Source organism: Curtobacterium sp. UNCCL17, assembly GCF_000686685.1.
GTDB lineage: Bacteria > Actinomycetota > Actinomycetes > Actinomycetales > Microbacteriaceae > Curtobacterium > Curtobacterium flaccumfaciens.
The window spans coordinates 652431-675441 of sequence record NZ_KK366002.1; the positions used below are offsets into that span (position 1 = coordinate 652431).

Genomic DNA, 23011 nt, shown 5'->3' on the forward strand with positions numbered 1-23011 from the left:
TCCCCCTGGTGACGGTCCGCGGCGTGACACCGTGGTGCGGTGCCGGGGTCCCTCCCCGACACGGGCCGCGGACACTGAACGGCCATTCAAGCACGCGTCAGGCGGATCGGCGTGCCGCCCAGCGCCCTTCCGACCGCAGGATCGCGAGCGGGAAGTCGAACGCGTGCGACACCGCCGACGACGTGATGACCTCGTCCGAGGTGCCCTGGGCAACGACGGCGCCGTCACGGAGCAGCATCGCGTGCGACGTCGAGGCCGGCAGGTCCTCCAGGTGGTGGGTCACCATGACGCTGCCCAGCTCGGGGTGCCGGTGCCGCAGCGTGTCGACGGTCTCGAGCAGGTGCTCCCGTGCGGCGACGTCGAGGCCGGTCGCCGGCTCGTCGAGCAGCAGCAGCTGGGGTTCGGACATCAGGGCACGGGCGATGAGGGCGCGTCCCCGCTCGCCCTGCGACAGCACCGGCCAGCGGGCGTCCCGTCGTGCGCTGAGTCCGACGTCGGCGATGTGCTGCTCGGCCAGCGCGACCTGCTCAGCCGAGGGCTCCCACCGCATCATGAGGTCCGTCGTGCCGGTCAGCCCGGTGAGCACCGTCTCGAGCACCGTGAGCGGCGACAGCATCCGGTGCCGAGGATCGACGTGGCCGATGTGCTCCCGGAGTTCGCGGACGTCGACGCGTCCGAGGCGGCGGCCCAGGACCTCGACCGTGCCGGCGGTGGGGTGTCCGGTCGCGCCGAGGACGGCGAGCAGCGTGGACTTCCCGGCACCGTTCGGTCCGAGCAGCGCCCAGTGCTCCCCGCGCCGGACGGTCAGGTCGACGTCGTGCAGCAGGTCGCGGCCGGAGCGCGTGACGCGGACCCCGGTGGCGTGGATCAGGACGTCGTCGTGCGCGTCGGTCATGACCCCATCGTGCCCCACCGCGCCGTGACGTCGTCCACGTGCGCCCGTGCGACGTCGACGAACAAGCGAGCTGCGAGCCGAGCGGTCCCGACGGCACCGCTGCCGGCGGTGGCGTCGAGCGAGAGCCAGAGTGCCTCCGCGTCCCACTGCCGGAACGCCGGAGCCTCGGGCAGTGCGTACGCGAGCCTGGACATCACGAGGCGCAGCGCCGCACGCGTCCAGCGGTTGCCGGACTGCTCGGACAGGAACCGGGTGACGGCGAAGGCGCTCTCGGTGTAGCGGTGGTCGCGGACCTGGCCGTCGGCGCGGGCGCGTTCCACCAGCCGGTGGAACTCGTCGAGCGCCGGACCGTCGAGGCCGGGCAGGACGCGGACGGTCGCGTGGGCGAACACCCCGCTGATCAGCTCCATCGTGTCGCGCCAGGTGGTGAGCGACGGCTCGACGACACGGTACCCACCGCCGCCGCCCTCGACCAGGCCGAGGTCGTGCAGCCACCGGACCGCTTCGAGCACCGCCTGGGGCGGGGCTCCTGTCCGGACCACCAGGCCCTCGAGCGAGTGCGTCGAGCCCGCTGGCAGCGAACCCGAACGCACGTCGCGGAGGAGCGCGCGGTGCACGGCACCCGCGCGCCGTTCGGAGGCGTCGTCGGCCGGTCGACTGGTCCGGGGGACCCCGATGTTCCGGCGGTGGACGTCGAACAGTTCGTCCAGTACCTCGGCTGCCGCGGTGGCGTCGGCCGGGTCGCCGGTGTCCAGCGCCCGGGTGGACGTGGTGAACCAGGCGTCGACGTCGTGGACCGACCAAGCCCGGGTCGGCACGCGGGCCCAGCGCAACCGCTCGAACGCCCGATGGCCGAGGTCGCGGACCAGGGCGTTCGGGCAGTGGTCGAACCAGAACTGGCAGGTGGCGGAGAAAGCCGTGGGGCGCTCCGGCAGCCGCAGGGCCGCGGTCAGTGCGGCACGTGCGACCAAGCGCTCGTACTCGCCGCGCTGCTCGGCGGTGAGCGTCGGGATCGTGGTCCGGAGCGCCGGGCCGATCAACGCGATCCAGTCGTCGAGCGCATCCGACAGGTCGGCGTCGGACAGTTCCTCGTACAGCCACGTGTCGTCCGGACGTCGGGTCAGTAGCCCCAGGTCCTCCAGACGTGCGGCCGCACCCCGCACGTGGCCGCGCGGGACGGCCCATGCCCAGCGCATCGCGTCGAGGTCGACGGCGACGGGTCCGCGGGGCCCGGCGCGGACATGGGCGAGCAGCGCCTCGTACGCGTCGTCGTTCGACGCCGCCCACGGGTCGGCGTCACCCCACTCGCCGACGACCATGGGTCAGCCGCGGTCGGCGCGGACCGCCTCGATGTGCTGTTCGAAGTTGCGGGTGAGGGCTCGTCCGGCCTCGGCAGCGCCTTCGCCGTCGCGCTCGGTGAGCGCTTCACGCAGGATCGAGAAGAACGCCTCGGACCCGTACTGCTCGAACGCCGGCGTGGGGTTGAGCGTGAAGCGGACCCGCTCCATGGCGCCGACGGCCGCGTTCTGCACCAGGGGGTTGCCGGAGTGCTCGACGGCGAACTCGATGATCTCGGTGAGGGCGCCGCTGAAGCCGTAGTCCCGCACCTTGCGCATGCGGTCGGCCTTGTCGAGCAGGTCGGTGAGGGCTTCGACGTCCTCGTCGCTGTACTCGGGGACGCCCCAGCGCAGGCTGAGCTCGAAGAACCCGGCGGTCGCGCGGGTCGCGATGACCCAGTCCTCGAACGTCGGGGTGGCGACGCGGGTGTACCGGTTTGCCTCCATCTCGACCAGGCCGATGTCGACGAGCTTCGCGATCGCCTCGCGGATCGGGGTGCGACTCACACCCAGCCACTGGACCAGCTCGTCGTCGTTCAGGCGCTCGCCGTGCTGCAGTGTGCCGTCGCGCAGGGCCGCGAGCATCTTGTCGTAGACGACGTCGCGCAGGAGCTTCCGGGGAGAACTCTCCACGGTGGACTTGGGGACCGGCATGTCATCTCCTCGAGGACGAAATCGACACTCGAAATCCTAGCGTGCCAATATGCAAACGTTTGCTAAATCAACCGCTGGAGAAGCTTTCCGGATCAGCCCGCCACGGCGACGACCGTCCGGCCGTGCACACGGCCTGCGACGACCTCGGCTCCCACCGCGATGGCCTGCTCGGGCGTGACCGTGCGGGTGACGTCGGCCAGGAGCGCCGCGTCGAGGTCGGTCGCGAGCCGGTCCCACGCTCGACGTCGGAGCTCGAGCGGGGCATCGACGGAGTTGATCCCGAGCAGCGAGACCGACCGCAGGATGAACGGCAGCACGGTCGTCGGCAGCGCTGCGTCCTGCGCCAGCCCGCACGCGCTCACCGCACCGCCCCACCGGATCGAGGCCAGGACGTTCGCAAGCGTGGCCCCGCCGACGCTGTCCGCCGCTCCGGCCCAGGTGGCGCGCTGCATCGGCTTGCCCGGCTCGGACAGGGTGCCGCGGTCGATCACCTCGGTTGCCCCGAGTCGGCGGAGCGAGTCCGTGTTGGCGGCGCGACCGGTCGACGCCGTGACCCGGTACCCGCGGGCCGCCAGCAGTGCGATCGCCACGGTGCCGACGCCGCCGGATGCCCCGGTCACCAGCACCGGCCCGTCGTCCGGTGCGACGAAGCGCTCGAGCGCCAGCACACTGAGCATCGCCGTGAACCCCGCGGTGCCGATGGCCGCCGCGAACGAGTCGTCGATCGCCTCGGGCAGCACGACGAGCGACCCGGACGGCACCACGGCGTGCGTTGCCCAGCCCCCGTGCCGGGTCTCACCCAGGCCAGCGCCGTTCAACACCACGCGGTCACCGATCGCGACCTCGTGCACGCCCGGCCCGAGCCCCGACACCGTCCCGACGACGTCGATCCCCGGCACGAGTGGGTCGAGCCGGGCGACGCCGGGGTTCCGCGCGAGGGCCAGGCCGTCCTTGTAGTTGACGCTCGAGTACGTGACGTCGACGAGGGCCTCGCCCTCGGCCGGATCCGGCAGGTCGACGTCGGTGACGGTGGGCGGGGCTGTACTGGACACGAGGACGGCGCGGGTCATGCGCCGGACGCTACCCCGGGCCTCCCGGCGGCCTGCCCGTTCTTTCCCAGAACGCGTGCGATGCCTGGTGGATTCGGGCGTACCGGGGCGGAACAACCGACCAGGTACGCCCGATTCGACCAGGTACGCCCGATCTGACTCGGCGCAGAGTCGGCGGGCGCCGTGCCCTGTCCGTTCTTTCCCAGAACGCGTGCGATGCCTGGTGGATTCGGGCGTACCGGGTCAGAACATCCGACCAGGTACGCCCGATTCGACCCGGTACGCCCGAAACCGCCCAGCCCAGCCCAGCCCAGCCCAGCCCAGCCCAGCCCCGCCCCGACCCCGCCCCACTCAGCCGAACATGATGGCGGCCTCGTCGAACCGCGCCTGCGGCACGGTCTTGAGCTCGCCGAGCGCCTCCTCGAACGAGACGTGCTCGATCTCGGTACCCCGGAGCGCCACCATCCGGCCCCAGCGCTCCTCGACGACCGAGTCGATCGCCGCCAGCCCGAGCCGGGTCGACAGCACCCGGTCGTACGCGGTCGGCGTGCCACCGCGCTGGATGTGCCCCAGGGTCGTGGCCCGCGTCTCGATGCCCGTCATCTCCTCGATGAGGGGCGCGAGGCGCTCGCCGATGCCACCGAGTCGCGGGCGCCCGAAGGCGTCGAGTCCGCGCTCGGTGTGCGCCGTGTCCTCGTGGTCGGGGACGAAGCCCTCGGCCACCACCACGAGCGGTGCGCGACCGCGGTCGTACGCGGCCCGCACCCACTTCGCGATCTGTTCCATGCTCGTCTTCTGCTCGGGGATGAGGATCGCGTGCGCGCCCGCGGCCATGCCGGAGTGCAGCGCGATCCAGCCCACGTGCCGACCCATCACCTCGGCGACCATGCAGCGCGAGTGCGACTCACCGGTGGTGCGCAGGCGGTCCATGGCCTCGGTCGCGATGGCGACGGCGGTGTCGAAGCCGAAGGTGTAGTCGGTCGCGCCCAGGTCGTTGTCGACCGTCTTCGGGACGCCGACGATCTTCAGGCCGGCGTCGGTCAGGCGCTTCGCGGCGGCCAGGGTGCCCTCGCCGCCGATCGCGACGATCGCGTCGATCCCGTGCCGCTGCAGGGTCGCGGAGATGTTCTCGACCCCGCCGTTGGGGCCCTCGAACGGGTTGGTGCGGCTGGTGCCGAGGATCGTGCCGCCCTGCTTCGCGATGCCCTGGATGTCCTTGCGGCCGAGCGGGACGATGTCGCCGTCGACCACCCCGCGCCACCCGTCGCGGAACCCGACGAAGTCGTGTCCGTAGATGGCGATGCCCTTGAGGACGATCGCGCGGATGACCGCGTTCAGGCCGGGGCAGTCGCCTCCGGAGGTGAGGATGCCGATGCGCATGGTGAACTCCGTCGTCGGGTGGTGGGGATCAGTGCCCATCATGACTGACGGTGGTTCCGCATTACCATCCCCGTGTGTCCCTGCTCGCTTCCGCCGCCGCCGTCGACGCCGCTGGTGCGTCCGGTGACGCGTCTCGCGTCGACACGGTGTACCGGCCTGGAGGCGCGGTGGACGTCGCGTCGACCCTGCGGCCCCTGCAGCGCGGCTCCGGCGATCCGGCCTTCCAGGTGGTCGGCGGCGTCGTGTGGCTCGCGCTGCGCACGCCCTCCGGTCCCGCTTCCGTGGCGATCCGGCGGGCCGGCGACACCATCGCGGTGTCGGCGTGGGGCAGCGGAGCCCCGTGGGCGGTCGAGCACGCCCCCGATCTGCTCGGACGCGGCGACGACTGGTCGTCGTTCGACGTCTCCGGCAACGAGTTCCTCGCCGCGGCACGACACCGGCAGCCCGGGCTCCGGCTGCTCCGCACGAACACCGTGGTCGCGATGCTCGTGCCGGCGATCATGGAGCAGAAGGTGACCTCGCGCCAGGCGTGGGGCGCGTGGCGGTACCTGCTCCGTCGGCACGGCACCCCGGCGCCCGGTCCGGCACCCGCGGGCATGATGGTGCCGCCGGACGCTCCGACGTGGGCGCGGATCCCGAGCTGGGAGTGGCACCGGGCGGGCATCGAACCGGGGCGCTCGGCCACCGTGATGCGCGCCGTGAAGCTCGCGCCGGCACTCGAACGGACCCTGGTGCACGGCCGCGGCGGCGAGGTCGTGTCCGCCAAGCTGCGGTCGATCCCCGGGGTGGGTCGGTGGACCGCCGCCGAGACCGCGCAGCGCTCCCACGGCGACCCGGACTCGCCGAGCGTGGGGGACTTCCACGTGCCGGCGCTCGTCGGGTGGGCACTGACCGGTGCCCCCGTGGACGACGACGGGATGCTCGAGCTGCTCGAACCCTGGCGCGGGCACCGGGAGCGGGTCGTGCGGTTGATCGGCGGCTCCGGCTTCCGGAAGCCGTCGTTCGGGCCGCGGATCACGATACAGGACCACCGGGGGCACTGAGCACGTCTGTCGGGCGGGTGTGTGGGTCCGCGGAACACCGGTGTTCGCGCTTTGCACACCGGCACGTGGGTGTTCGGAGTGCGAACACCGGTGTCCCGCAGGGCGTCAGGGGTGGCGGGTGCCCTCGCCCGCCAGCACGGCGCGGTAGCCCTCGCGGAACGTCGGGTACCGCGGTGTCCATCCCGTCGACCGGAGCAGCGCGTTCGACAGGCGCTTGTCGCCGCCGGCCTGCCGCGCGTCACCGTCGCCCGTCGACGGCTCGGCGACGTGGAGTTCCTCGGCCAGGAACCGCAGCACGTCGTCCAGCCGACTCGGCTCGTCGTCGGTGCCCAGGTAGAGCGGTGCCGGGTCCGGCAGCGCCGCCAGGTGCACGAGCGCTGCTGCGGCGTCGTCGCGGTGGATGCGGTTCGTGTGCGGTGAGGTCCCCGGCGCCAGCCGTGCGGCACCGGACCGGACCTGGTCGATGAGCCGCTCGCGGCCCGGACCGTAGACGCCCGACAGCCGGACCAGCACGGCGCCGGGAGCGCGCTCGCGCAGCAGGACCTCGGCCTCGACCAGGACCTCGGCGGTCGGGGTCGCACCGCGCGCGGGTGTCTCCTCGGTGACCTCGCTGCCGTCCGAGACGTCGTACACGGCGGTCGAGGACACGACGAGCACCCGGGGATCGGCCTCCGATGCGTCGATGCCGTCGAGCACGTTGCGCAGGCCGTCGACGTAGGTGGCGCGGTACTCGTCGACGTCGCGGCTGCCGGCGGCGAAGGCCACGACGACGACGCTCGTGTCGGCCGGGATCTCGGGGACCTCGTGGCGCAGGTCGGCGCTCCGGCCGGTGATCGGTGCGGGGATCAGCTCGGCACGGCGGCGAAGCCCGATCACGTGGTGACCGAGGTCGGCGAAGCGCAGGCCGGCTTCGGTCCCGAGGTCGCCGCAACCGGCGATGACGACTGTCGTGGAGTTCTGCACGGCTCGACCTTGGCACGGTCTCATGGTGGAAGGCGGGGAGCTTGGTGATAATGGTTCTCAACTGGATGATCACCGTCCGGTCTTCTCGACAGGAGTTCCATGTCCCCTCGATCCCTGCGTCTCCTCCCCGCGCTCGTCCTGGCCGGGCTCGTCCCGCTCGTCGGCACCGCGATCGCCGTCCCCGCCTCGGCCGCTCCCGCCGTGACCCGGACCGCCCACCACAGCTGGCTCGTCACGGCTGACCCGACGGCGAAGCGCGTGTACGTCAACGACGCCGTCACGGGCAGGCGGACCGCCACCCTGAGCGGGATCGAGTTCGGGACCCACGCGGGCTCCGTGCAGCTCGGCCATGGGCAGATCGCGTTCATGGACGAGTCGAAGCCGCAGCTCGACGTCCTCGCCATCGGCCCCCGCGGCACCGCGCGGATCGCGCAGCACTACGCGATCTCGAACGCCGACAAGCGCTGGGAGCGTGCCGGCTGGCTGTCGACCGACACCGCGCGCCGGCACCTGGCGGTCGGCTCCGACTTCGACGGCTCCGAGCGGCAGCGGGTCACCGTCATCGACCTCCGACGGAAGACGGAGCGCACCGCACAGATCGACACCTCGGCGGTGCAACTCGCGACCACGGGCAAGCGCGGCACCGAAGAGGTCGAGACGTTCCTGGTCGGCAGCCCCCTGCGCCTGGTCGTCACCGCGGGCGGACGCCTCGACGCCTACTCCGTGTCCGCGATCATGCGCGGCGCGACGCACCCGCGCCCCGTCGCGACCACGCCCCTCGGTGCCTACCCGCACGGCCCGATCGTGAACGCCACCGGGACCGTGATCGGTTCCGACCTGGCCGCCGGCGTGCAGACCGTCCGGGTGACGCGGACCGGCTTCACGGGATCCCGGTCCGTCGCGTACCCGAAGCCGAGCGTGCAGAGCTACCGCCCCCGCATGGCGCCGGACGGGACGACCGTGGTCGGCACGCAGGCCGGCAGCGCGGCTGCGGGCACCCCGTGGAACGCCGTCCCCGCGTACCTGACCACCTCGTCGACGTCCTCGAGCAGGATCCGCAGCGTCGACCTCGGCACCGGGTCCTTCACCCGGGTCGCCGTCACCGTCCGGTTCGCCGCCGTCGCGCTGACGTCGGGCACCGGGGACTCGCTCGTCCTGGTGCGGAAGCAGACCGACGGTGTCTACTCCGGCCGGACGACATCGGTCCCGCTCACGCCGTTGCGCAAGGGTCCCGTCGCCGGACAGTCCGCCGCCGGGGCCTCGGTGCGGTTCGCCGCGGCGACCGACGACGGCCGCAGTGTGTTCGTGACGCGGGGTGACGAGGGGGAGATCACCCAGATCGACACCACCGGTGCGAAGCCCTCCGTGCTCCGCACCATCACGCTGCCGACGGCGCTCGCCGGGGGCGGGTACCTGACGACGGTCGACTCGACGGTGCGTCCGTACGACCTCAGCGGTCGCTGACCGACTTGCCGGCGGGCCGAACCGCTGACTGACCGCCCGACCAGCCGCCGACCGCCCCACGGGGTGGTCGGCGGCTAGGGTCCTGGTGTGATCGTCTGGCTGAACGGAACCCACGGGGCGGGGAAGACGACGACGAGCCGACTGCTCCAGCCGCTGCTGCCCGGTTCGCGGATCCTCGACGCCGAGAAGGTCGGCGAGGTGCTGATGGACGTCACACCGGGGCTGCCGGCCAACGACAACTTCCAGCACTGGGACCCGTGGCGGCCGCTCGTGGTCGAGACCGCTCGTCGGGTGCACGACTACGTGGGCGGGCCGCTCATCATGCCGATGACGGTCCTGGTCGAGGCGTACTGGCGTGAGATCGCCGCGGGGCTCGCGGACCACGGGATACCGATCCGGCACTTCGTGCTGCACGTCGACGAGTCGACGCTCCGCGACCGGATCCAGAACGATCAGATCGTGGGGCCGTCGACGTTCCGGTTCGCGTACGTCGACGCCTACGCCGAGGCGGCGCGCGGCTGGCTGCACGCCGAGGCCGAGGTCATCGACGCGACCGAGGCTCCCGCCACCGAGGTCGCCCGGGCCGTCGCGGACGCGGTGACGTCAGAGCGCTGACAGCACGAGCGCCCGGAGACCAGGGGCCTCCGGCTGCGCGTGGTCGACCAGCACCGCCAGCATCCCGGCTGCCCGGGCACCGGCCACGTCGCGCTCGGGGTCGTCACCCACGAAGAGACAGTCCGCCGGGTCGACGTCGAGCTGTGTTGCCAGGGCGTGGAAGGCGCGGACGTCCGGCTTCTGGAACCCGATGCGTTCCGAGACGCAGACGACGTCGAACGCGTCGGCCAGGCCGGTCCGAGCGAGCTTGTCGACCTGCTGGCTCTCCGTGCCGTTCGTCAAGAGACCGAGGCGGTGTCCGTTTGCGCGCAGCTCGTGGAGCAGCGGCAGGCTCTCGGGGAAGAGCCGCCAGGCCTCGCGGTACGCGTGCAGGTAGTCGTCGAACACGGCGTCCAGGCCGGCATCGTCCCCGGGGACCGCGACGCCCAGTTGCGGCAGGACCGTGCGGAGCCGTGCGCGTCGCTGATCCTGGAAGCCGATCACCCCTGATCGCCAGCGCTCGAACTGCTCGTCCTCGGCGGTGAACCAGGTGCCGATCGCTGCCTCCGTGACCTCGACGCCCAAACCCTGGAGGAACCGGGTCACGCCCACGCGAGCGGACCCGCGGTGGTCGAACAGCGTCCCGTCCAGATCGAAGCAGATCGCTCGCGGAGTCGGCACGCGCCCAGGCTACGGCCCGTTCGACCAGCGGGAACGGCCGGGAGCTGCACGGCTCTGTCCGCCGCACGCAGCCCCGGGGTTCGCCACCGCCCGGATCATGCCGGAGACTGGTGCGGGTCGCTCACGAAGCCGCCCGCCCCACCACCAGCAAGGAAGGCTCCGCATGCCCGAGCTCCCCGTCGTGTTCGAAGTCGGCTCGATGATCGCCCTGGTCGCGATCCTGCTCGCCGACCTGCTCATCGTCGCGCGTCGCCCGCACGTGCCGACGCTGCGCGAATCCGGCATCTGGGTGGGCATCTACGTCGGGCTCGCACTGATCTTCGCGGTGCTCATGCTGGTCTTCGCCGGTGGCGACTCCGCCGGGCAGTTCCTGGCGGGCTGGTTGACCGAGTACAGCCTGAGCATCGACAACCTGTTCGTGTTCGTCATCATCATGGCGCGCTTCTCGGTGCCGAAGAAGATCCAGCAGGAGGTGCTGCTGCTCGGCATCATCATCGCGCTCGTGCTCCGCGGGATCTTCATCCTGGTCGGCGCGCAGCTCATCGAGAACTTCTCGTGGATCTTCTACATCTTCGGTGCCTGGCTGATCTGGACGGCGATCCAGCAGCTCCGCGGCGAGGACGAGGACGAGCAGAAGGACACCTTCATCGTCCGGCTGCTCCGCCGTCGGGTCCGTCTCACCGACACGTACGACGGCATGAAGTTCCGCACCCACCACGACGGTGTCCGGCACTTCACGCCGCTGCTCATCGTGCTCATCGCGATCGGCACCACCGACCTGCTGTTCGCGCTCGACTCGATCCCGGCGATCTTCGGCATCACCGAGAGCCCCTTCATCGTGTTCACCGCGAACGTCTTCGCGCTGATGGGTCTGCGCCAGCTCTACTTCCTGCTGGGCGGACTGCTCGAGCGTCTGGTCTACCTGAAGTACGGCATCGCCGTGATCCTGGCCTTCATCGGCGTGAAGCTCGTCCTGCACGCGCTGCACGACAACGAGCTGCCGTTCCTGAACGGCGGCCACCACATCGAGTGGGCGCCGGAGATCAACACGTGGGTGTCCCTGCTGGTGATCGTCGCCGCGATGGCCGTGTCGACGCTGGCGAGCCTCGTCCGGATGCGCGGCGAGACCCCGGCCGCCGACGCCGTGACCGCGGACGACACAGCCGCGGACGACGACCGGGCGGACCAGGACCGAGCCGACCAGGACCGAGCCGACCAGGACCGGGCCCGCACCTCCGACTGAAACCCGTTTGAACGATCTGCCCTGCTGCCTCGTCGTTCAGGGTATGGCACTCCGCAAACGCACCAAGGTCATCATCGGGATCTCCGCCGGCGTCGTCGTCGTGGCGGCAGCAGCCGTCATCGCCGGCCCGGTCATCTACGCGAACACCGTCAACGGCCAGGCCGCCGCAGCACCCTCGCTGTCGGCGTCCTCGTCCGGCACCCTCGACGCGAAGGACGCCGACGGCACCTGGACCAGCACGAGCAGCTCGTACGCCGGGTACCGGGTGCACGAGGTCCTGCAGGGGAATGATGTGAACGTGGTCGGTCGCACGAAGGACGTCAAGGGCACCGCCGTCGTCGACGGCGGCTCCCTCACCAAGGCGACCGTCACCGTCCAGGTCGGCAAGATCAGCACCCCCGAAGCGGCCCGCGACGAGTACTTCCGCTCCACCGCGCTGCAGACCGACAAGTACCCCACTGCCACGTTCGAGCTGACGAAGCCCGTCGACGTCACGAAGGCGCTCGACGGCTCCACGCAGGACGTCACCCTGACCGGCACGATGGACCTGCACGGCGTCGAGAAGCCGGTCACGGCCGACGCGCAGGTCGCGGTCGGCAAGGGCGGGACCGTCCAGGTCGCCGGCACCGTGCCGATCACCTTCGCCGACTACGGCGTGAAGGCCCCCTCGCTCGGCTTCGTCACCGTGGACGGGAAGGGCTCCGTCGAGTTCTCCCTCGACCTCGGGAAGTGACCGTGACGAGTCGTTCCGCGGACGAGCTGCTCGCGACGCTGTACCGCGAGCACGGTGACGCGCTCACGCGGTACGTCCGGCACCTCACGCGGGACGGCTCGACGGTCGAGGACGTCGTGCAGGAGACGATGGTCCGCGCCTGGCAGCGTCCGGCCGTGCTCGAACGGGCACCCGACAGCGCACGCGCGTGGCTGTTCACGGTGGCGCGCAACCTGGTGGTCGACGACGCGCGGTCGGCGCGCAACCGCCGCGAGCACGGCACCGAGCACCAGGTCGAACGGTTCGAGTCGGACAGCACGGACGCCGTGCTGGACCGGATCGTGGTCGCCGACGCACTCGCGTCGCTGACCCCGGACCACCGCCGCGTGGTGGTGGACGCGTACTGGCTCGGCCACACGGTGCCGGAGATCGCGCGGCGACACGACATCCCGGAGGGCACCGCCAAGTCGCGGTTGCACTACGGGCTGCGAGCCCTCCGGCTCGCACTGCAGGAACGAGGAGTGACCCGATGAGCGACGACAAGTACGCGGAGTGGGATGCGGCGTACGTCCTGGGGTCGCTCCCGGCCGGTGAACGACTGGAGTACGAGCGGCACCTCGAGACGTGCGACCGCTGTGCGGCCGCCGTCGCCGAGCTGGTCGGTCTGCCGGGGCTGCTCGGCAAGCTGCCGGCCGACCAGGCGATCGAGATCGCAGAACCGGACGGGAGGCCCGACACCCGTTCCGAGAGCGACCTCGCCTCCGTCGCGCACCGCGTCCGACACCGTCGCCGCCGTCGCCGGGTCTGGGTCGCCGCCACCGCGGGGCTCGCGGTGGTCGCCGCCGTCCTGGGCGGGCTCGCGGTCGGTGCCGCGGGGGAGCGCACCACGGTGCAGGCCGGTGCCGCTCCGACGGCAGCTGCCACCGCCGACCGCTACGACATGACCGGGGTGCAGGGACTCGACGTCCAGCTCGCCATCAGCGGCGAGCAGTGGGGCACCCGCTTCGACTGGGGGTGCTCGTACGGCGGCAAGGAGTGGTCGCCGGACGGGTCGATCCTCTACGACCTGGTGGTCGTCCGGACCGACGGCACGACGCAGACCGTGGGGTCGTGGACTGCTGCCGGCGCGGACGCACGAGGGCTGTCGGCGTCGACGGACATCCCGCGGGACGAGATCGAGAGCGTGCAGGTCCGGCTGCGCGGTGAGCGCGGCGCGCTCGCCGTCGTCACGCTCTAGCCGACGTCGGCCTCGTCCGAGGCGTCGTCGGGGCCGATGGCGTCCTGGACGCGCGCACTGACGGACCGCAGCGTCTCGGCGTCGGTCCCCACGGGCCTCCAGAACAGGTCCTCGAGCGCGCCGGTGTGTGCGCGGATGCCGGCGAGCACCGCGCGACGGCCGTCCGCGGTCATCACCACCCAGCTGCCGCGGGCGTCGCTCGGGCAGTCCGCCCGCTCGACCAGGCCGCGGGAGACCATCCGCGTGACCTGGTGGCTGACGCGCGACTTCTCCCAGCCGATCCCCGCGGCGATGTCCCGGACGCGCAGACGGTGGTCGGGGTCGCGGTGCAGGCCGATCAGGATCTCGAACTCGGGGACGGAGATGCCGGCGCCCGCCTGGACGGCTCGGTCGAGCGCCCGGTCGAGTCGTCGCCAGGCGTCGTGGTACGCGTCCCAGGTGACCCAGTCGTGGCCACCGTTGCCCTCCGTCGACATGCCGACCAGCGTATCCACCGGGCGGACGGTCGGTCCGCCCAGCGACCCCTTTCATCCGCTCGGATGACTCCTGGCCGACGTACGGCGTGCTCCGAGGTCGCGTCGGACGTGCGGCATACGATCGGGGGATGCCGAGTGCTCGCCTCCAGGACACCACCGATGACGCCGTCGTGCTCGTGCGCCGGTGGCTGGCGGCGTCCGCCGGGGTGAAGCCCGACCCGGGTGCGGTCCGTCTGGCCGAGGTCCTGCGCGACGAGCAGGGCCTCGACTTCACCCGGGGTTTCGTGGACAAGGTCGTCCGCCCCGAAGACCCCCGCGTGGCGGCACGGAACCTCGAGCAGCTGAGCCGTGACGTCCCCGACTTCCTCGCCTGGTACCTGCGCGGGGCGGTGACGCTCGGCGGTGGGTTCGCCACCATGGCACCGTGGGCCGTGATCCCGACCGCACGCCGGATCCTGCGCCGGATGACCGGGCACCTGGTCATCGACGCGAGCACGAGCAAGCTCGGCCCGGCCCTCGCCAAGGTCCGCGGTCCGGGCACCCGACTGAACGTGAACCTGCTCGGCGAAGCCGTCCTCGGCAGCGCCGAGAGCGACCGACGCCTGCAGGGCACCATGGACCTGCTCGCCCGCGACGACGTCGACCACGTGTCGATCAAGGTGAGCTCCGTCGTGCCGCAGACCTCGCCGTGGGCCTTCGACCAGACGGTCGAGCGCGTCGTCGACCGGCTCGTCCCGCTCTACCGCCTGGCCGCGGCGCCGACGGCCGCCGGACGCCCGGCCAAGTTCATCAACCTCGACATCGAGGAGTACCGCGACCTCGACGTCACCCTGGCCGTGTTCCGGGCGCTGCTCGACCGTGACGAGTTCGCCGACCTGCAGGCCGGCATCGTGCTGCAGGCCTACCTGCCCGACGCCGCGGGAGCGCTCGACGCGCTGACCGAGTGGGCACAGGAACGCCGGGCGCGCGGCGGTGCCCCGATCACGGTGCGGCTCGTCAAGGGCGCGAACCTCGCCATGGAGCACGTCGACGCGATCCTGCACGGGTGGCCCCTCGCCACCTGGGGCAGCAAGCGCGAGACCGACACCGCCTACCTCCGGATCCTCGACACCGCACTGACGCCGGAGCGCACCGACGCCGTGCGGATCGGGGTCGCCGGGCACAACCTGTTCGACCTCGCCACCGCGTGGGTGCTCGCGCAGCGCCGCGGGGTCACCGACGCCGTCGACGTCGAGATGCTGCTCGGCATGGCGTCCACCCACGCCCAGGCCGTCCGGGCCGACGTCGGCCAGATCCTGCTCTACACGCCCGTCGTGCAGCCGGACGAGTTCGACTCGGCCATCGCGTACCTCGCCCGTCGCCTGCAGGAGAGCGCGAGCCCCGAGAACTTCATCGCCGCCGCAGCCGACATCGACCACGACGCCAGCGTCTTCGAGCGGGAGCACAGCCGGTTCCTGGCGTCCGTCGCCGCACTCGACGAGCCCGTCCCCGCCACCCACCGCACGCAGGACCGCCACCGTGCCCTCGGTGAACCCGTCCTGCGCGACGCGTTCCGCAACGCCCCCGACACCGACCCGTCCGTCGCCGCGAACCGGGCCTGGGCGCTCGACGTCCTGCGCCGGGTGCCGCGCTCGCAGCTCGGCGCACAGACGATCCGCGGCGCGAAGGTCGCCGACCGGTCCAAGCTCGAGCGGATCATGGCGCGGACCGCCCAGGCCGGCGTGAACTGGGGGCGGCAGGACCCGTCCGACCGCGCCGAGCTCCTCGACCTCATCGGGCACGAACTCGAGACCCGCCGCGCCGACCTGATCGAGGTGATGGCCGCCGAGACGGGCAAGACCTTCGCCGAGGCCGACGCCGAGGTGACCGAGGCCGTCGACGCCGCCCACTACTACGCCGAGAGCGCCCGGCGCCTCGGTGACGTCGAGGGCGCGCAGTACGTGCCGCCGCGGCTGACCGTCGTCGTGCCGCCGTGGAGCTCCCCGGTCGCGATCCCCGCCGGTGGCGTGCTGGCGGCGCTCGCCGCGGGCAGCGGTGTCGTGCTCAAGCCCGCGCCCGAGGCGAAGCGTTCCGGTGCCGTGCTCGCCGACGTGCTCTGGGACGCCGGGGTGCCGCACTCGCTGCTGCAGCTCGTCGACCTGGCCGAGGACGAACTCGGCCGCGACCTCATCGGCCACCCCACGGTCGACCGCATCATCCTGACCGGCTCGTCCGACACCGCCCGCTCGTTCCGCTGGTGGCGTGCCGGACTGCCGCTCACCGCCGAGACGAGCGGCAAGAACGCCATCGTCGTCACGCCGAGCGCCGACCTCGACCTGGCGGTGCAGGACATCGTGCAGTCTGCCTTCGGGCACGCCGGACAGCAGTGCTCGGCGGCGTCCCTCGTGATCCTGGTCGGGTCCGTGGGTGAGAGCGAGCGCTTCCAGCGGCAGCTCGTCGACGCCACCCGCACGCTCCGGGTCGCGTGGCCGGACGACCCCACGGCGCAGGTCGGCCCGCTCGTCGCCGAACCGCAGGGCACGCTCCGCCAGGGTCTGACCGAGCTCGGGCCGGGGGAGTCGTGGCTCGTGCAGCCCGAGGCGGTCGACGACTCCGGCCGGCTCTGGTCGCCGGGCATCCGGGACGGCGTCCGACCCGGCAGCGACTTCCACCAGACCGTGTACTCCGGCCCGGTGCTCGGCATCATGCGCGCCGAGACCCTCGAGCAGGCGATCGCCATCCAGAACGGCACCGACTTCGGGCTGACGGCGGGCATCCATTCGCTCGACGTCGACGAGGTGTCCGAGTGGCTGGCCCGGGTCCACGCCGGCAACCTGTCCGTCAACCGCGGCATCACCGGTGCCGTCGTGGGGCGCCAGCCGTTCGGTGGCTGGAAGGGTTCCTCGGTCGGCACCGGCACCAAGGCCGGCGGCCCGATGTACGTCGCGACCCTCGGCCGCTGGCAGCCCACACCCCGGACCGTGCACAAGAGCATCCAGCTGCACGGCCTGCCCCCACGCGTCACCGCGGTGATCGAGGCCGCGCGCAGCGGGTTGTCGTTCGAGGAGTTCGACCGTGTCCGCGCCGGAGCCCTGAGCGACGTGCATGCACGAGAGACGCTCTTCCGGTCGCGGGACCTGTCCGGGCTCGTGGTGCAGCGGAACGTGCTGCGCCACCGACCCCAGTCCGTCATCGTGCGCCAGGCCGAGGACGCCTCGACCGTGGACCTCGTCCGGACGCTCGTCGCCGCGACCTCGGCACGCGCGCACATCCTGCTCAGCACGGCTCGGCCGCTGCCGGGCCCGCTCACGCAGCTGCTCGCGTCGAACCGGTCCCCGCTCGACGTCGTCGACCACCTGGTCGAGTCCGACCAGGAGTTCCACGCCCGCGCGTCGTCGGGAGCCGTGTTCCAGGCGGACTGGTCCACCGACCAGGACGACCAGCCGGTCGACGCGCTCGAGGCCGTCTTGTCGCAGGGCCAGGACCGGCCGGCCCACACGGCGTTCGGTGGTCCCGGTGCCCGGATCCGGTTGCTCGGCGGTGACCCGCTCGCCCTCGAAGAAGCCCTGGGTGCGAGCATCGACGTCGCGATCCACGATGCCCCCGTCGTCGAGGCCGGCGTGATCGAGATGCTGCCGTACCTGCGCGAGCAGTCGGTGTCGATCACCGCGCACCGGTTCGGCGACGTCGACAGCGACTTCTCCGAGCTGCGCGTCTAGGCGCGTCGCGCGTCGCGCGTCGGGTATTGCGCTTCGTGAGCAGAAGAGGTCGGGTTCCCAGACGGGACCCGACCTCTTCTGCTCACGAAGTGACCCGAGGATCAGTCCTCGGCGTCACCCGCGTCTTCGTCCTCGACACCGGTCTCGTCCATGCGGTCGCGCAGGTGGTCCGCCATCGCGCCGGCGCCCTCACCGGCGTGGTCGTGGTCGACCTGCTCGATCAGGCCCTGCAGCTTCTCGTGGTTCGTGGCATCGGTGGCACCGTCCATGACGGGCTCGGTCTGCTCGTTGTCGCTCATGCTCCGGACGCTACGCCGCGGTTGCTGCGGAACGGTAGTGGAGCTCGACCGCCCCGCCGTCGAACTGCGTGGTGCCGACGAGCTCGAACACCGGGGTCGGTGCGGCGACCGGCAGCAGGGGCGCTCCGCCGCCGAGCGCGACCGGCATCACGGTGACCCGCAGCTCGTCGAGGATGCCCGCCTGCTGGTACTGCGCTGCGAGCAGTCCGCCGCCGACGACCCAGACGTCACGCCCGGCGGCCTCGCGCTCGAGGTCGGCCTGGTGGTCGCCGACCTCGCCCGAGACGAAACGCACGTCGGCACCGTCGGGCACCGGAAGGTCTCGGGTCGTGAACACCCACGTCGCCAGGTCCGGGTACGCCCACGTGTCGTCGTGCTCGAGCAGCCACTCGTACGTCGTCGAGCCCATCGCGATCGCGCCGACGCCGGCGAAGAACCGGTCGTGGTGCTCCTGGAACGGCTCGAACCCGAACTGCAGCAGCCAGTCGAGGTCGTCGTCGGGCGCAGCGACGAAGCCGTCCAGCGAGGACGCGACGGAGTAGATCGTGCTCATGCCGGCGACGCTACCGAGCACCCCCGACAGGAGTCAGCGCCGACCGCCGCGACCGACGACCGTTGCCTCGGCGCCCGCGAGCACCGCGGCGATCCAGAACTGGTCGAGCGCGAACCGGCGTCGACGGGGGTCGGCGACGGCCAACGGCACCATCGTCGCGCCGTGCAGGGCGTCCACGACGGCGCTCAGGGTGTGCGCGTTGCCGGAACCAGCCCGCGCGACGAGCGCAGCCTGTGCGAGCTGACGGACCCCGAGCACGCCGTGCAGCACGGCCTGGTCCGACCCTCGGGCCGCACGGCTCAGGTGCCACAGGCCGAGCCCGGCACGCGCCAGCTCGACGACGGCTGCCCCGTTACCGGCGGACGACCGGCGGCTCATCGTCGGCGTCCCGCGACGAGTGCAGCGGCACCGGCCGCACCGAGCACCGCCCCGATGATGCCGTTGCCGACCCGGCGGTGCTCCACCCACCAGGTCTGCGGCGACCAGGCATGCGCTGACTCGTCGAAGACCCCGTGCGCGCCGTGGTCGCCCGGAACCGGCTCGTACAGGTTGTCCCGCATCTCGAGGCCGTCCTTGTCCGGTGCCTGCTGCCCGTCGACCAGGGTCTTGGCGGCGTACCAGTCGGCGAAGCGTCCGCTGATCCGGTTGCCGAGGATCGTGTAGACCGTCGACTCGCCCACCCAGGTGCGGCTGCGCGGTCGTTCGGCCACGGCGGCGATGGCGCGGGCGCCGACCTCGGGCTGGTAGATCGGGGCGACCGGCTGCGGGTGGTGCGGCAACTTCGACTTCACCCACTGGAACTGGATCGTGTTGAGGGCCGGCATGTCCACGCGGGACACCTTGACCTTGCTGCCCTGTTCGCGCAGCTCGGAGACGACGGACTCGGTGAACCCGACGATCGCGTGCTTCGCGCCGCAGTACGCGGCCTGCAGCGGGATCCCGCGGAACCCGAGCGCCGAACCGACCTGGATCACGTGCCCACGACCGCGGGGGACCATCCGCGACAGCGCCGACCGGGTGCCGTTCACGAAGCCGAGGTAGGTCACGTGCAGCGCTCGCTCGAAGTCCTCCGGGGCGGTGTCGAGGAACTTCCCGAACACTCCGACCATCACGCCGTTCACCCAAAGGTCGATCGGTCCGAGCTCCCGCTCGACCCGGTCGGCCGCGGCCTCGACGGCGTCGCGGTCGGAGACGTCGGCGACCAGGGCCAACCCGCGTCGCCCGGCTGCCTCGACCTCGGCGACGGCGGCGTCGACGCCCTCCTGCCCGCGGGCCAGGACGGCCACGTCCCACCCCCGTGCGGCGAGCTCCCGGACGGTCGCCCGTCCCAGTCCTGCGGATCCACCGGTCACCACTGCCACTCGAGTCATGGCTCCCTTGTACCTGCGGCCGGCCGTGCACCACTCAGCCGCTGTCCCCCGAAGTTGCCGTACCGAACGACGCACGCACCGATCGGACATCATGGCCAGGTGGAGACCCGAGTCCCCGATACCGACGACCCCGCAGAGGAGGCGCCGCCCGGTTGGGTGCTCAACACACCGACCCGGCCGCTCGAGGTCTGGCTGTACCCGGTCCTCACCCTGCTCCTCGCCGCCGCACACGTCGCCCTCGGCATCGCCTTCGGTGGTGCGTTGGCGCTCGTCGTCGGGGTGTCCGCCGCGGTGGTGACGACCGTCGGTGCCGTTGCTCTGTTCGTGACGGGTCGGCACGCGTACGACGAGCAGAGCCGCGACGCCTCGTGGCGGTCCCACGTCACGCGTGTGCTCGTCGGCGCATCGGCCGCCACCGTCGTCGCCCTGACGACCACCCTGGTCGGGTCCCGGATCGGCATCTTGGTCGGGGCGGGCGCTGCGGTGATGCTGTACACGACCGCACGCGCGGTACCCCGGCTCGACCACATCGTGGCCGCGTGGGCTGCAGCGGTCGTCGCCGTCGCGTGCGCGGCACTCGCCGTTACCGGGCTCACGGTGGAGAGCGTGCCGGAGTACCTGCGGGCCGCCTGGATCGCCGGCGGCGTCACGGCACTGCTCTCGGCGCTGCTGGCTGTCCACCAGTTCCGGGCAGCGGCCCGGGCCCGCGAGACCAGCCGGAGTCCCGCCCTCAGCGCCCCCGACCGAACCGCGTCGTGACCCCCGGCGAGTAGAGCACCGAGTCCGGCTCGAGTTCGGTCAGCCCGAAAGGCAGCCCGGCAGCTCCGACCAGGTCGTCCCGCAGCGACACGACCGAGGCCCGGTGCAACGGCCACGACTCGTGCTCGTTCGGCCAGAACCGCGTCCGTCCGGCCCGGTGCACGTGCATGCCCCACCGCGCCGTCAGGAACGTCTCGAGCGGCCCCGGCTCGTCGAGCACCTCGCCCACACGGACGTCGAGCATCGACCGCAGGTGGGTGCCGTGCCGCCGCATCGCGTACCCCACGCGGGCGTCACCGCTGCGTGACTCCGCGATCGCCCACCGGTACGGCAGTCCGGTCGCGACGCGTGCACCGATGGTCGGCAGGAGCTTGCCGGCGTCGAGCGACAGGAACACGACCCCGCGCTGCCCCTGCTCGTCGACCGTGTAGACGCGGACGTTCAGCTCGACGAAGTCGCCGATGCTCCCGGTCGAGAACGGCGGGAACCGGGTGTCCTCGAACCGGAACGCGATGAGGCCCACCCAGGTGGTCACCCCGTCGTCGGTGCCGTCGAGCGCCATCGTGTCGGGCCGCGTGCCGGCCGGCAGCAGCGGGGCCACCGCCGACACGTCGACGCGCCAGTGCACGAAGACGACGTCGAGCCAGTCCTGCGAGATCCAGGGGCGGCCCGGCAGGCCGGGGGCGACGGCCTGGAGGCCCGGGGTGCTCTGGGTGGGTCGGGTGTCGGTCACGATGTGGTCGCCTCCGGTTCGATGTGGGCTGCGACGGGTGCGTCGTCCCACCCGCGCTGCGGGGTGTCGCAGGTGCCGCGGAACACGTACTGCGAGGGACGCTTCCGCTCGCTCGACGTCCAGTCGATGGCCGGCCGTCGTCGTTCCGGGGGCAGGTACCCGATCCGGTAGACGGCCATCAGCTCGAGCGACTCGGGCACGCGGAGCAGTCCCTCGATCTCCTCCCACGCGCCGGGGGTCTCCATCGGGAAGGACACGAACTGGATCCCCAGACCGAGCTCGGTCGTCGCGAGCCAGATGTTCTCCATCGCCGCGCCCATGCTGAACACGGAGTAGAAGCCGGAGAGCTCCTCCTTCCGGTACTCGTGGCGGTCGAGCATCACGCCGAGCAGCAGCGGTGACCCGGCGACGAGCTTCCGGTTCTCCTCACCCAGGGTCTGCGGCACCCGGAGCGTGTTCATGAGCAGCTGCCCGCGCTTCGTGAACACCTGCTTCGTGAACGGCCGCAGCGGCCCGGGGAGCTTGTCGAACAGCATGCCGTCCCGCCGCTCGTCCATCTCGGCCTTGGAGAACCGGAAGTACGGCTTGTACCGCTCGAAGAACGTGCCCTCGGCCATGGTGCGGGTCATCGAGCTGCCGCTGATCTCGGCGACGCGGTCGATCGTCTGGCGTTCCTCGATCAGCACGAAGCGCCACGGCTGGCTGTTGAGCTGCGACGGCGCCCGGCCGGCGAGCTCCATGAGAAGCCGCTGGTGCTCGTCCGACACCGGATCGGGCAGGAACGGCCCGTTCGTCGTGCGTCGTCGTCGGATGGCCTCGAACAGCTCCACTGCTCACCTCTCTGATCGCCTGCGTGCGAGCACGGCCCCCAGGTAGGACGGTGCGGCGGCGACCGCGACCCTCCAGTGTGCTCCGGAGCGCGGGTTCGTGCGTGGAGCGACCGCCAGCGGCACGAGTGCCGGCAGCAGGAACAGTGCGGTGCGGTCGCGCGTCCACGCGGGTGTGGTCGCCGCGACGCCGGTCAGGGTCGCGGTCACGACGAACAGGCCGTGGTGCACGACGCGGAGCTTCTTCGTGCGTATCAGCCGCACGGCGACCGCGGTGCCCCACAGGCAGTTCGCGACGTAGGCGACGCTCGCAGCGGTGACCAGCTGCCGGGCCGGGCGCGATCCCGTGGGTGCCGAGCCGCGCCTCCAGACCGTCTTCCGTCCCATGCGTGGGACGTTACGCGGTCTCTCGACTGACGAGCTTGGAGAGCACGATCGCGGAGCGGGTGTGGTCGACCTGGGGTGCGAGGCGGACCTTGTCGAGCGCCTCTTCGAGCGCGGACAGGTCCTTCGAGCGCATGTGCACGACGGCGTCGGCGCTGCCGGTGACCGTGCCGGCGTCGATGACCTCGGGGACGGTGTCGAGCAGGGCACGCAGCTCGTCGGGCGAGACGGTGCCGCGACAGTAGAGCTCGACCCAGGCCTCGGTGCCGCGGTCCTCGACGGCGGGGTCGACCTTGATCGTGAAGCCCTGGATGACGCCGTCACTGACCAGCCGGTCGACGCGGCGCTTGACGGCCGAGGCCGAGAGTCCGACCACCGACCCGATGTCGCCGTAGCCGGCGCGGGCGTTGTCCCGGAGCTGATCCAGGATGCGGTGGTCGAGCGTATCCATTTGTCCCCATCGTACGCGGACTTGTTGCGAAGCTGGTGGGTCTGGCGCACGAAACGTGCGTCACCCGAACGGGTGTCACGGTCCCGCAGGCGGGGGACTGCACTCGTCGGACGGTTCATGCCAGACCTCTGAGTGGCGTCGATGCTTGAGTGTCACTGTTCCGCTGCGGTGAGTCTGTGGAAGGATCGACTCGGCGTCGACCTGGTCCG

At 71.8% G+C, this 23011-nt stretch carries 25 protein-coding genes; 9 read left to right on the forward strand and 16 right to left on the reverse strand.

The window, feature by feature from the left end:
• Nucleotides 1-97: 97 nt before the first annotated feature.
• From BR70_RS0116995 to BR70_RS0117015, 5 genes are all read right to left on the reverse strand, one after another.
• Entirely contained in the window at nucleotides 98-895 is a 798-nt protein-coding gene (locus BR70_RS0116995; protein ID WP_027467031.1) for an ABC transporter ATP-binding protein, read from the reverse strand.
• Entirely contained in the window at nucleotides 892-2214 is a 1323-nt protein-coding gene (locus tag BR70_RS0117000; protein ID WP_027467032.1) for a GntR family transcriptional regulator, read from the reverse strand. The genes BR70_RS0116995 and BR70_RS0117000 overlap by 4 nt, the downstream gene beginning before the upstream one ends.
• A 3-nt stretch (nucleotides 2215-2217) precedes the next feature.
• A complete protein-coding gene (locus BR70_RS22615; protein WP_051597052.1) occupies nucleotides 2218-2886 on the reverse strand; it encodes a GntR family transcriptional regulator in 669 nt (222 codons plus the stop codon).
• Nucleotides 2887-2978: 92 nt separating this feature from the next.
• A complete protein-coding gene (locus BR70_RS0117010) occupies nucleotides 2979-3956 on the reverse strand; it encodes an MDR family oxidoreductase (protein ID WP_027467033.1) in 978 nt (325 codons plus the stop codon).
• Between the two features lie 330 nt (nucleotides 3957-4286).
• Nucleotides 4287-5315 carry a 6-phosphofructokinase gene (locus tag BR70_RS0117015; RefSeq protein WP_027467034.1) on the reverse strand — a complete coding sequence of 343 codons (1029 nt, stop codon included), beginning with the start codon at nucleotides 5313-5315 and terminating at the stop codon, nucleotides 4287-4289.
• 74 nt (nucleotides 5316-5389) lie between these two features.
• Between BR70_RS0117015 and BR70_RS0117020 the strand changes: the two genes are divergently transcribed.
• The gene (locus BR70_RS0117020) at nucleotides 5390-6358 is read left to right on the forward strand and encodes a DNA-3-methyladenine glycosylase family protein (RefSeq protein WP_027467035.1); all 969 of its coding nucleotides are present in this window, start codon (nucleotides 5390-5392) and stop codon (nucleotides 6356-6358) included.
• 105 nt (nucleotides 6359-6463) lie between these two features.
• On the opposite strand, the gene BR70_RS0117025 is transcribed toward BR70_RS0117020, so the two are convergent.
• Nucleotides 6464-7321 (reverse strand): NAD-dependent epimerase/dehydratase family protein, encoded by an 858-nt coding sequence (locus BR70_RS0117025; protein ID WP_027467036.1) that lies wholly within the window; start codon nucleotides 7319-7321, stop codon nucleotides 6464-6466.
• Between the two features lie 99 nt (nucleotides 7322-7420).
• Between BR70_RS0117025 and BR70_RS0117030 the strand changes: the two genes are divergently transcribed.
• Nucleotides 7421-8785 (forward strand): hypothetical protein, encoded by a 1365-nt coding sequence (locus BR70_RS0117030; protein WP_027467037.1) that lies wholly within the window; start codon nucleotides 7421-7423, stop codon nucleotides 8783-8785.
• An 87-nt stretch (nucleotides 8786-8872) separates the two neighbouring features.
• Complete coding sequence (locus tag BR70_RS0117035; RefSeq protein WP_027467038.1) at nucleotides 8873-9400, forward strand: AAA family ATPase; 528 nt, start codon at nucleotides 8873-8875, stop codon at nucleotides 9398-9400.
• Here the strand turns inward: BR70_RS0117035 and BR70_RS0117040 are convergent.
• The gene (locus tag BR70_RS0117040) at nucleotides 9389-10060 is read right to left on the reverse strand and encodes an HAD family hydrolase (RefSeq protein WP_027467039.1); all 672 of its coding nucleotides are present in this window, start codon (nucleotides 10058-10060) and stop codon (nucleotides 9389-9391) included. The two genes, BR70_RS0117035 and BR70_RS0117040, sit on opposite strands and share 12 nt — an antisense overlap.
• A 163-nt stretch (nucleotides 10061-10223) precedes the next feature.
• Here BR70_RS0117040 and BR70_RS0117045 point away from each other — a divergent pair, with 163 nt between their 5' ends.
• From BR70_RS0117045 to BR70_RS21555, 4 genes are read left to right on the forward strand one after another with little or no spacing between them, the layout of a single operon-like run.
• Nucleotides 10224-11303: a TerC family protein gene (locus tag BR70_RS0117045; RefSeq protein ID WP_027467040.1), complete on the forward strand. Its 1080-nt coding sequence runs from the start codon at nucleotides 10224-10226 to the stop codon at nucleotides 11301-11303.
• 43 nt (nucleotides 11304-11346) lie between these two features.
• A complete protein-coding gene (locus BR70_RS0117050) occupies nucleotides 11347-12036 on the forward strand; it encodes a YceI family protein (protein ID WP_027467041.1) in 690 nt (229 codons plus the stop codon).
• Nucleotides 12033-12548 (forward strand): sigma-70 family RNA polymerase sigma factor, encoded by a 516-nt coding sequence (locus BR70_RS0117055; protein ID WP_027467042.1) that lies wholly within the window; start codon nucleotides 12033-12035, stop codon nucleotides 12546-12548. The genes BR70_RS0117050 and BR70_RS0117055 overlap by 4 nt, the downstream gene beginning before the upstream one ends.
• A complete protein-coding gene (locus tag BR70_RS21555; protein WP_035809335.1) occupies nucleotides 12545-13252 on the forward strand; it encodes an anti-sigma factor in 708 nt (235 codons plus the stop codon). Before BR70_RS0117055 ends, BR70_RS21555 begins: the two co-directional genes overlap by 4 nt.
• Here BR70_RS21555 and BR70_RS21560 read toward each other — a convergent pair.
• Nucleotides 13249-13728, reverse strand: coding sequence for a MarR family winged helix-turn-helix transcriptional regulator (locus BR70_RS21560; protein WP_155896918.1), 480 nt, complete (start codon nucleotides 13726-13728; stop codon nucleotides 13249-13251). The two genes, BR70_RS21555 and BR70_RS21560, sit on opposite strands and share 4 nt — an antisense overlap.
• Nucleotides 13729-13856: 128 nt before the next feature.
• On the opposite strand from BR70_RS21560, the gene BR70_RS0117070 reads away from it, so the two are divergent.
• A complete protein-coding gene (locus BR70_RS0117070; RefSeq protein ID WP_027467043.1) occupies nucleotides 13857-17426 on the forward strand; it encodes a proline dehydrogenase family protein in 3570 nt (1189 codons plus the stop codon).
• Nucleotides 17427-17527: 101 nt separating this feature from the next.
• Here the strand turns inward: BR70_RS0117070 and BR70_RS21565 are convergent, their stop codons facing one another.
• Genes BR70_RS21565 through BR70_RS0117090 form a run of 4 tightly spaced genes read right to left on the reverse strand, consistent with a single transcriptional unit; the run spans nucleotide 17528 to nucleotide 19648 of the window.
• Nucleotides 17528-17725, reverse strand: coding sequence for a hypothetical protein (locus BR70_RS21565; protein ID WP_035809337.1), 198 nt, complete (start codon nucleotides 17723-17725; stop codon nucleotides 17528-17530).
• 10 nt (nucleotides 17726-17735) lie between these two features.
• Nucleotides 17736-18278 (reverse strand): dihydrofolate reductase family protein, encoded by a 543-nt coding sequence (locus BR70_RS0117080; RefSeq protein WP_027467044.1) that lies wholly within the window; start codon nucleotides 18276-18278, stop codon nucleotides 17736-17738.
• 33 nt (nucleotides 18279-18311) lie between these two features.
• Nucleotides 18312-18656, reverse strand: coding sequence for a hypothetical protein (locus tag BR70_RS21570; RefSeq protein WP_051597055.1), 345 nt, complete (start codon nucleotides 18654-18656; stop codon nucleotides 18312-18314).
• Nucleotides 18653-19648, reverse strand: coding sequence for an SDR family oxidoreductase (locus tag BR70_RS0117090; RefSeq protein ID WP_027467045.1), 996 nt, complete (start codon nucleotides 19646-19648; stop codon nucleotides 18653-18655). Before BR70_RS0117090 ends, BR70_RS21570 begins: the two co-directional genes overlap by 4 nt.
• Before the next feature lie 99 nt (nucleotides 19649-19747).
• Here BR70_RS0117090 and BR70_RS0117095 point away from each other — a divergent pair, with 99 nt between their 5' ends.
• On the forward strand, nucleotides 19748-20407 hold the full coding sequence (locus BR70_RS0117095; protein WP_155896919.1) for a hypothetical protein: 660 nt from the start codon (nucleotides 19748-19750) through the stop codon (nucleotides 20405-20407).
• Here the strand turns inward: BR70_RS0117095 and BR70_RS21575 are convergent.
• The 4 genes from BR70_RS21575 to BR70_RS0117115 are packed head-to-tail and all read right to left on the reverse strand — an operon-like array spanning nucleotide 20379 to nucleotide 22802.
• A complete protein-coding gene (locus BR70_RS21575; RefSeq protein ID WP_051597056.1) occupies nucleotides 20379-21140 on the reverse strand; it encodes a YqjF family protein in 762 nt (253 codons plus the stop codon). The two genes, BR70_RS0117095 and BR70_RS21575, sit on opposite strands and share 29 nt — an antisense overlap.
• Nucleotides 21137-21970, reverse strand: coding sequence for a nitroreductase family protein (locus BR70_RS0117105; protein WP_027467047.1), 834 nt, complete (start codon nucleotides 21968-21970; stop codon nucleotides 21137-21139). The genes BR70_RS21575 and BR70_RS0117105 overlap by 4 nt, the downstream gene beginning before the upstream one ends.
• A gap of 3 nt (nucleotides 21971-21973) precedes the next feature.
• The gene (locus BR70_RS0117110) at nucleotides 21974-22354 is read right to left on the reverse strand and encodes a hypothetical protein (protein ID WP_051597057.1); all 381 of its coding nucleotides are present in this window, start codon (nucleotides 22352-22354) and stop codon (nucleotides 21974-21976) included.
• Nucleotides 22355-22364: 10 nt separating this feature from the next.
• Complete coding sequence (locus BR70_RS0117115) at nucleotides 22365-22802, reverse strand: Lrp/AsnC family transcriptional regulator (RefSeq protein ID WP_027467049.1); 438 nt, start codon at nucleotides 22800-22802, stop codon at nucleotides 22365-22367.
• Nucleotides 22803-23011: the final 209 nt, after the last annotated feature.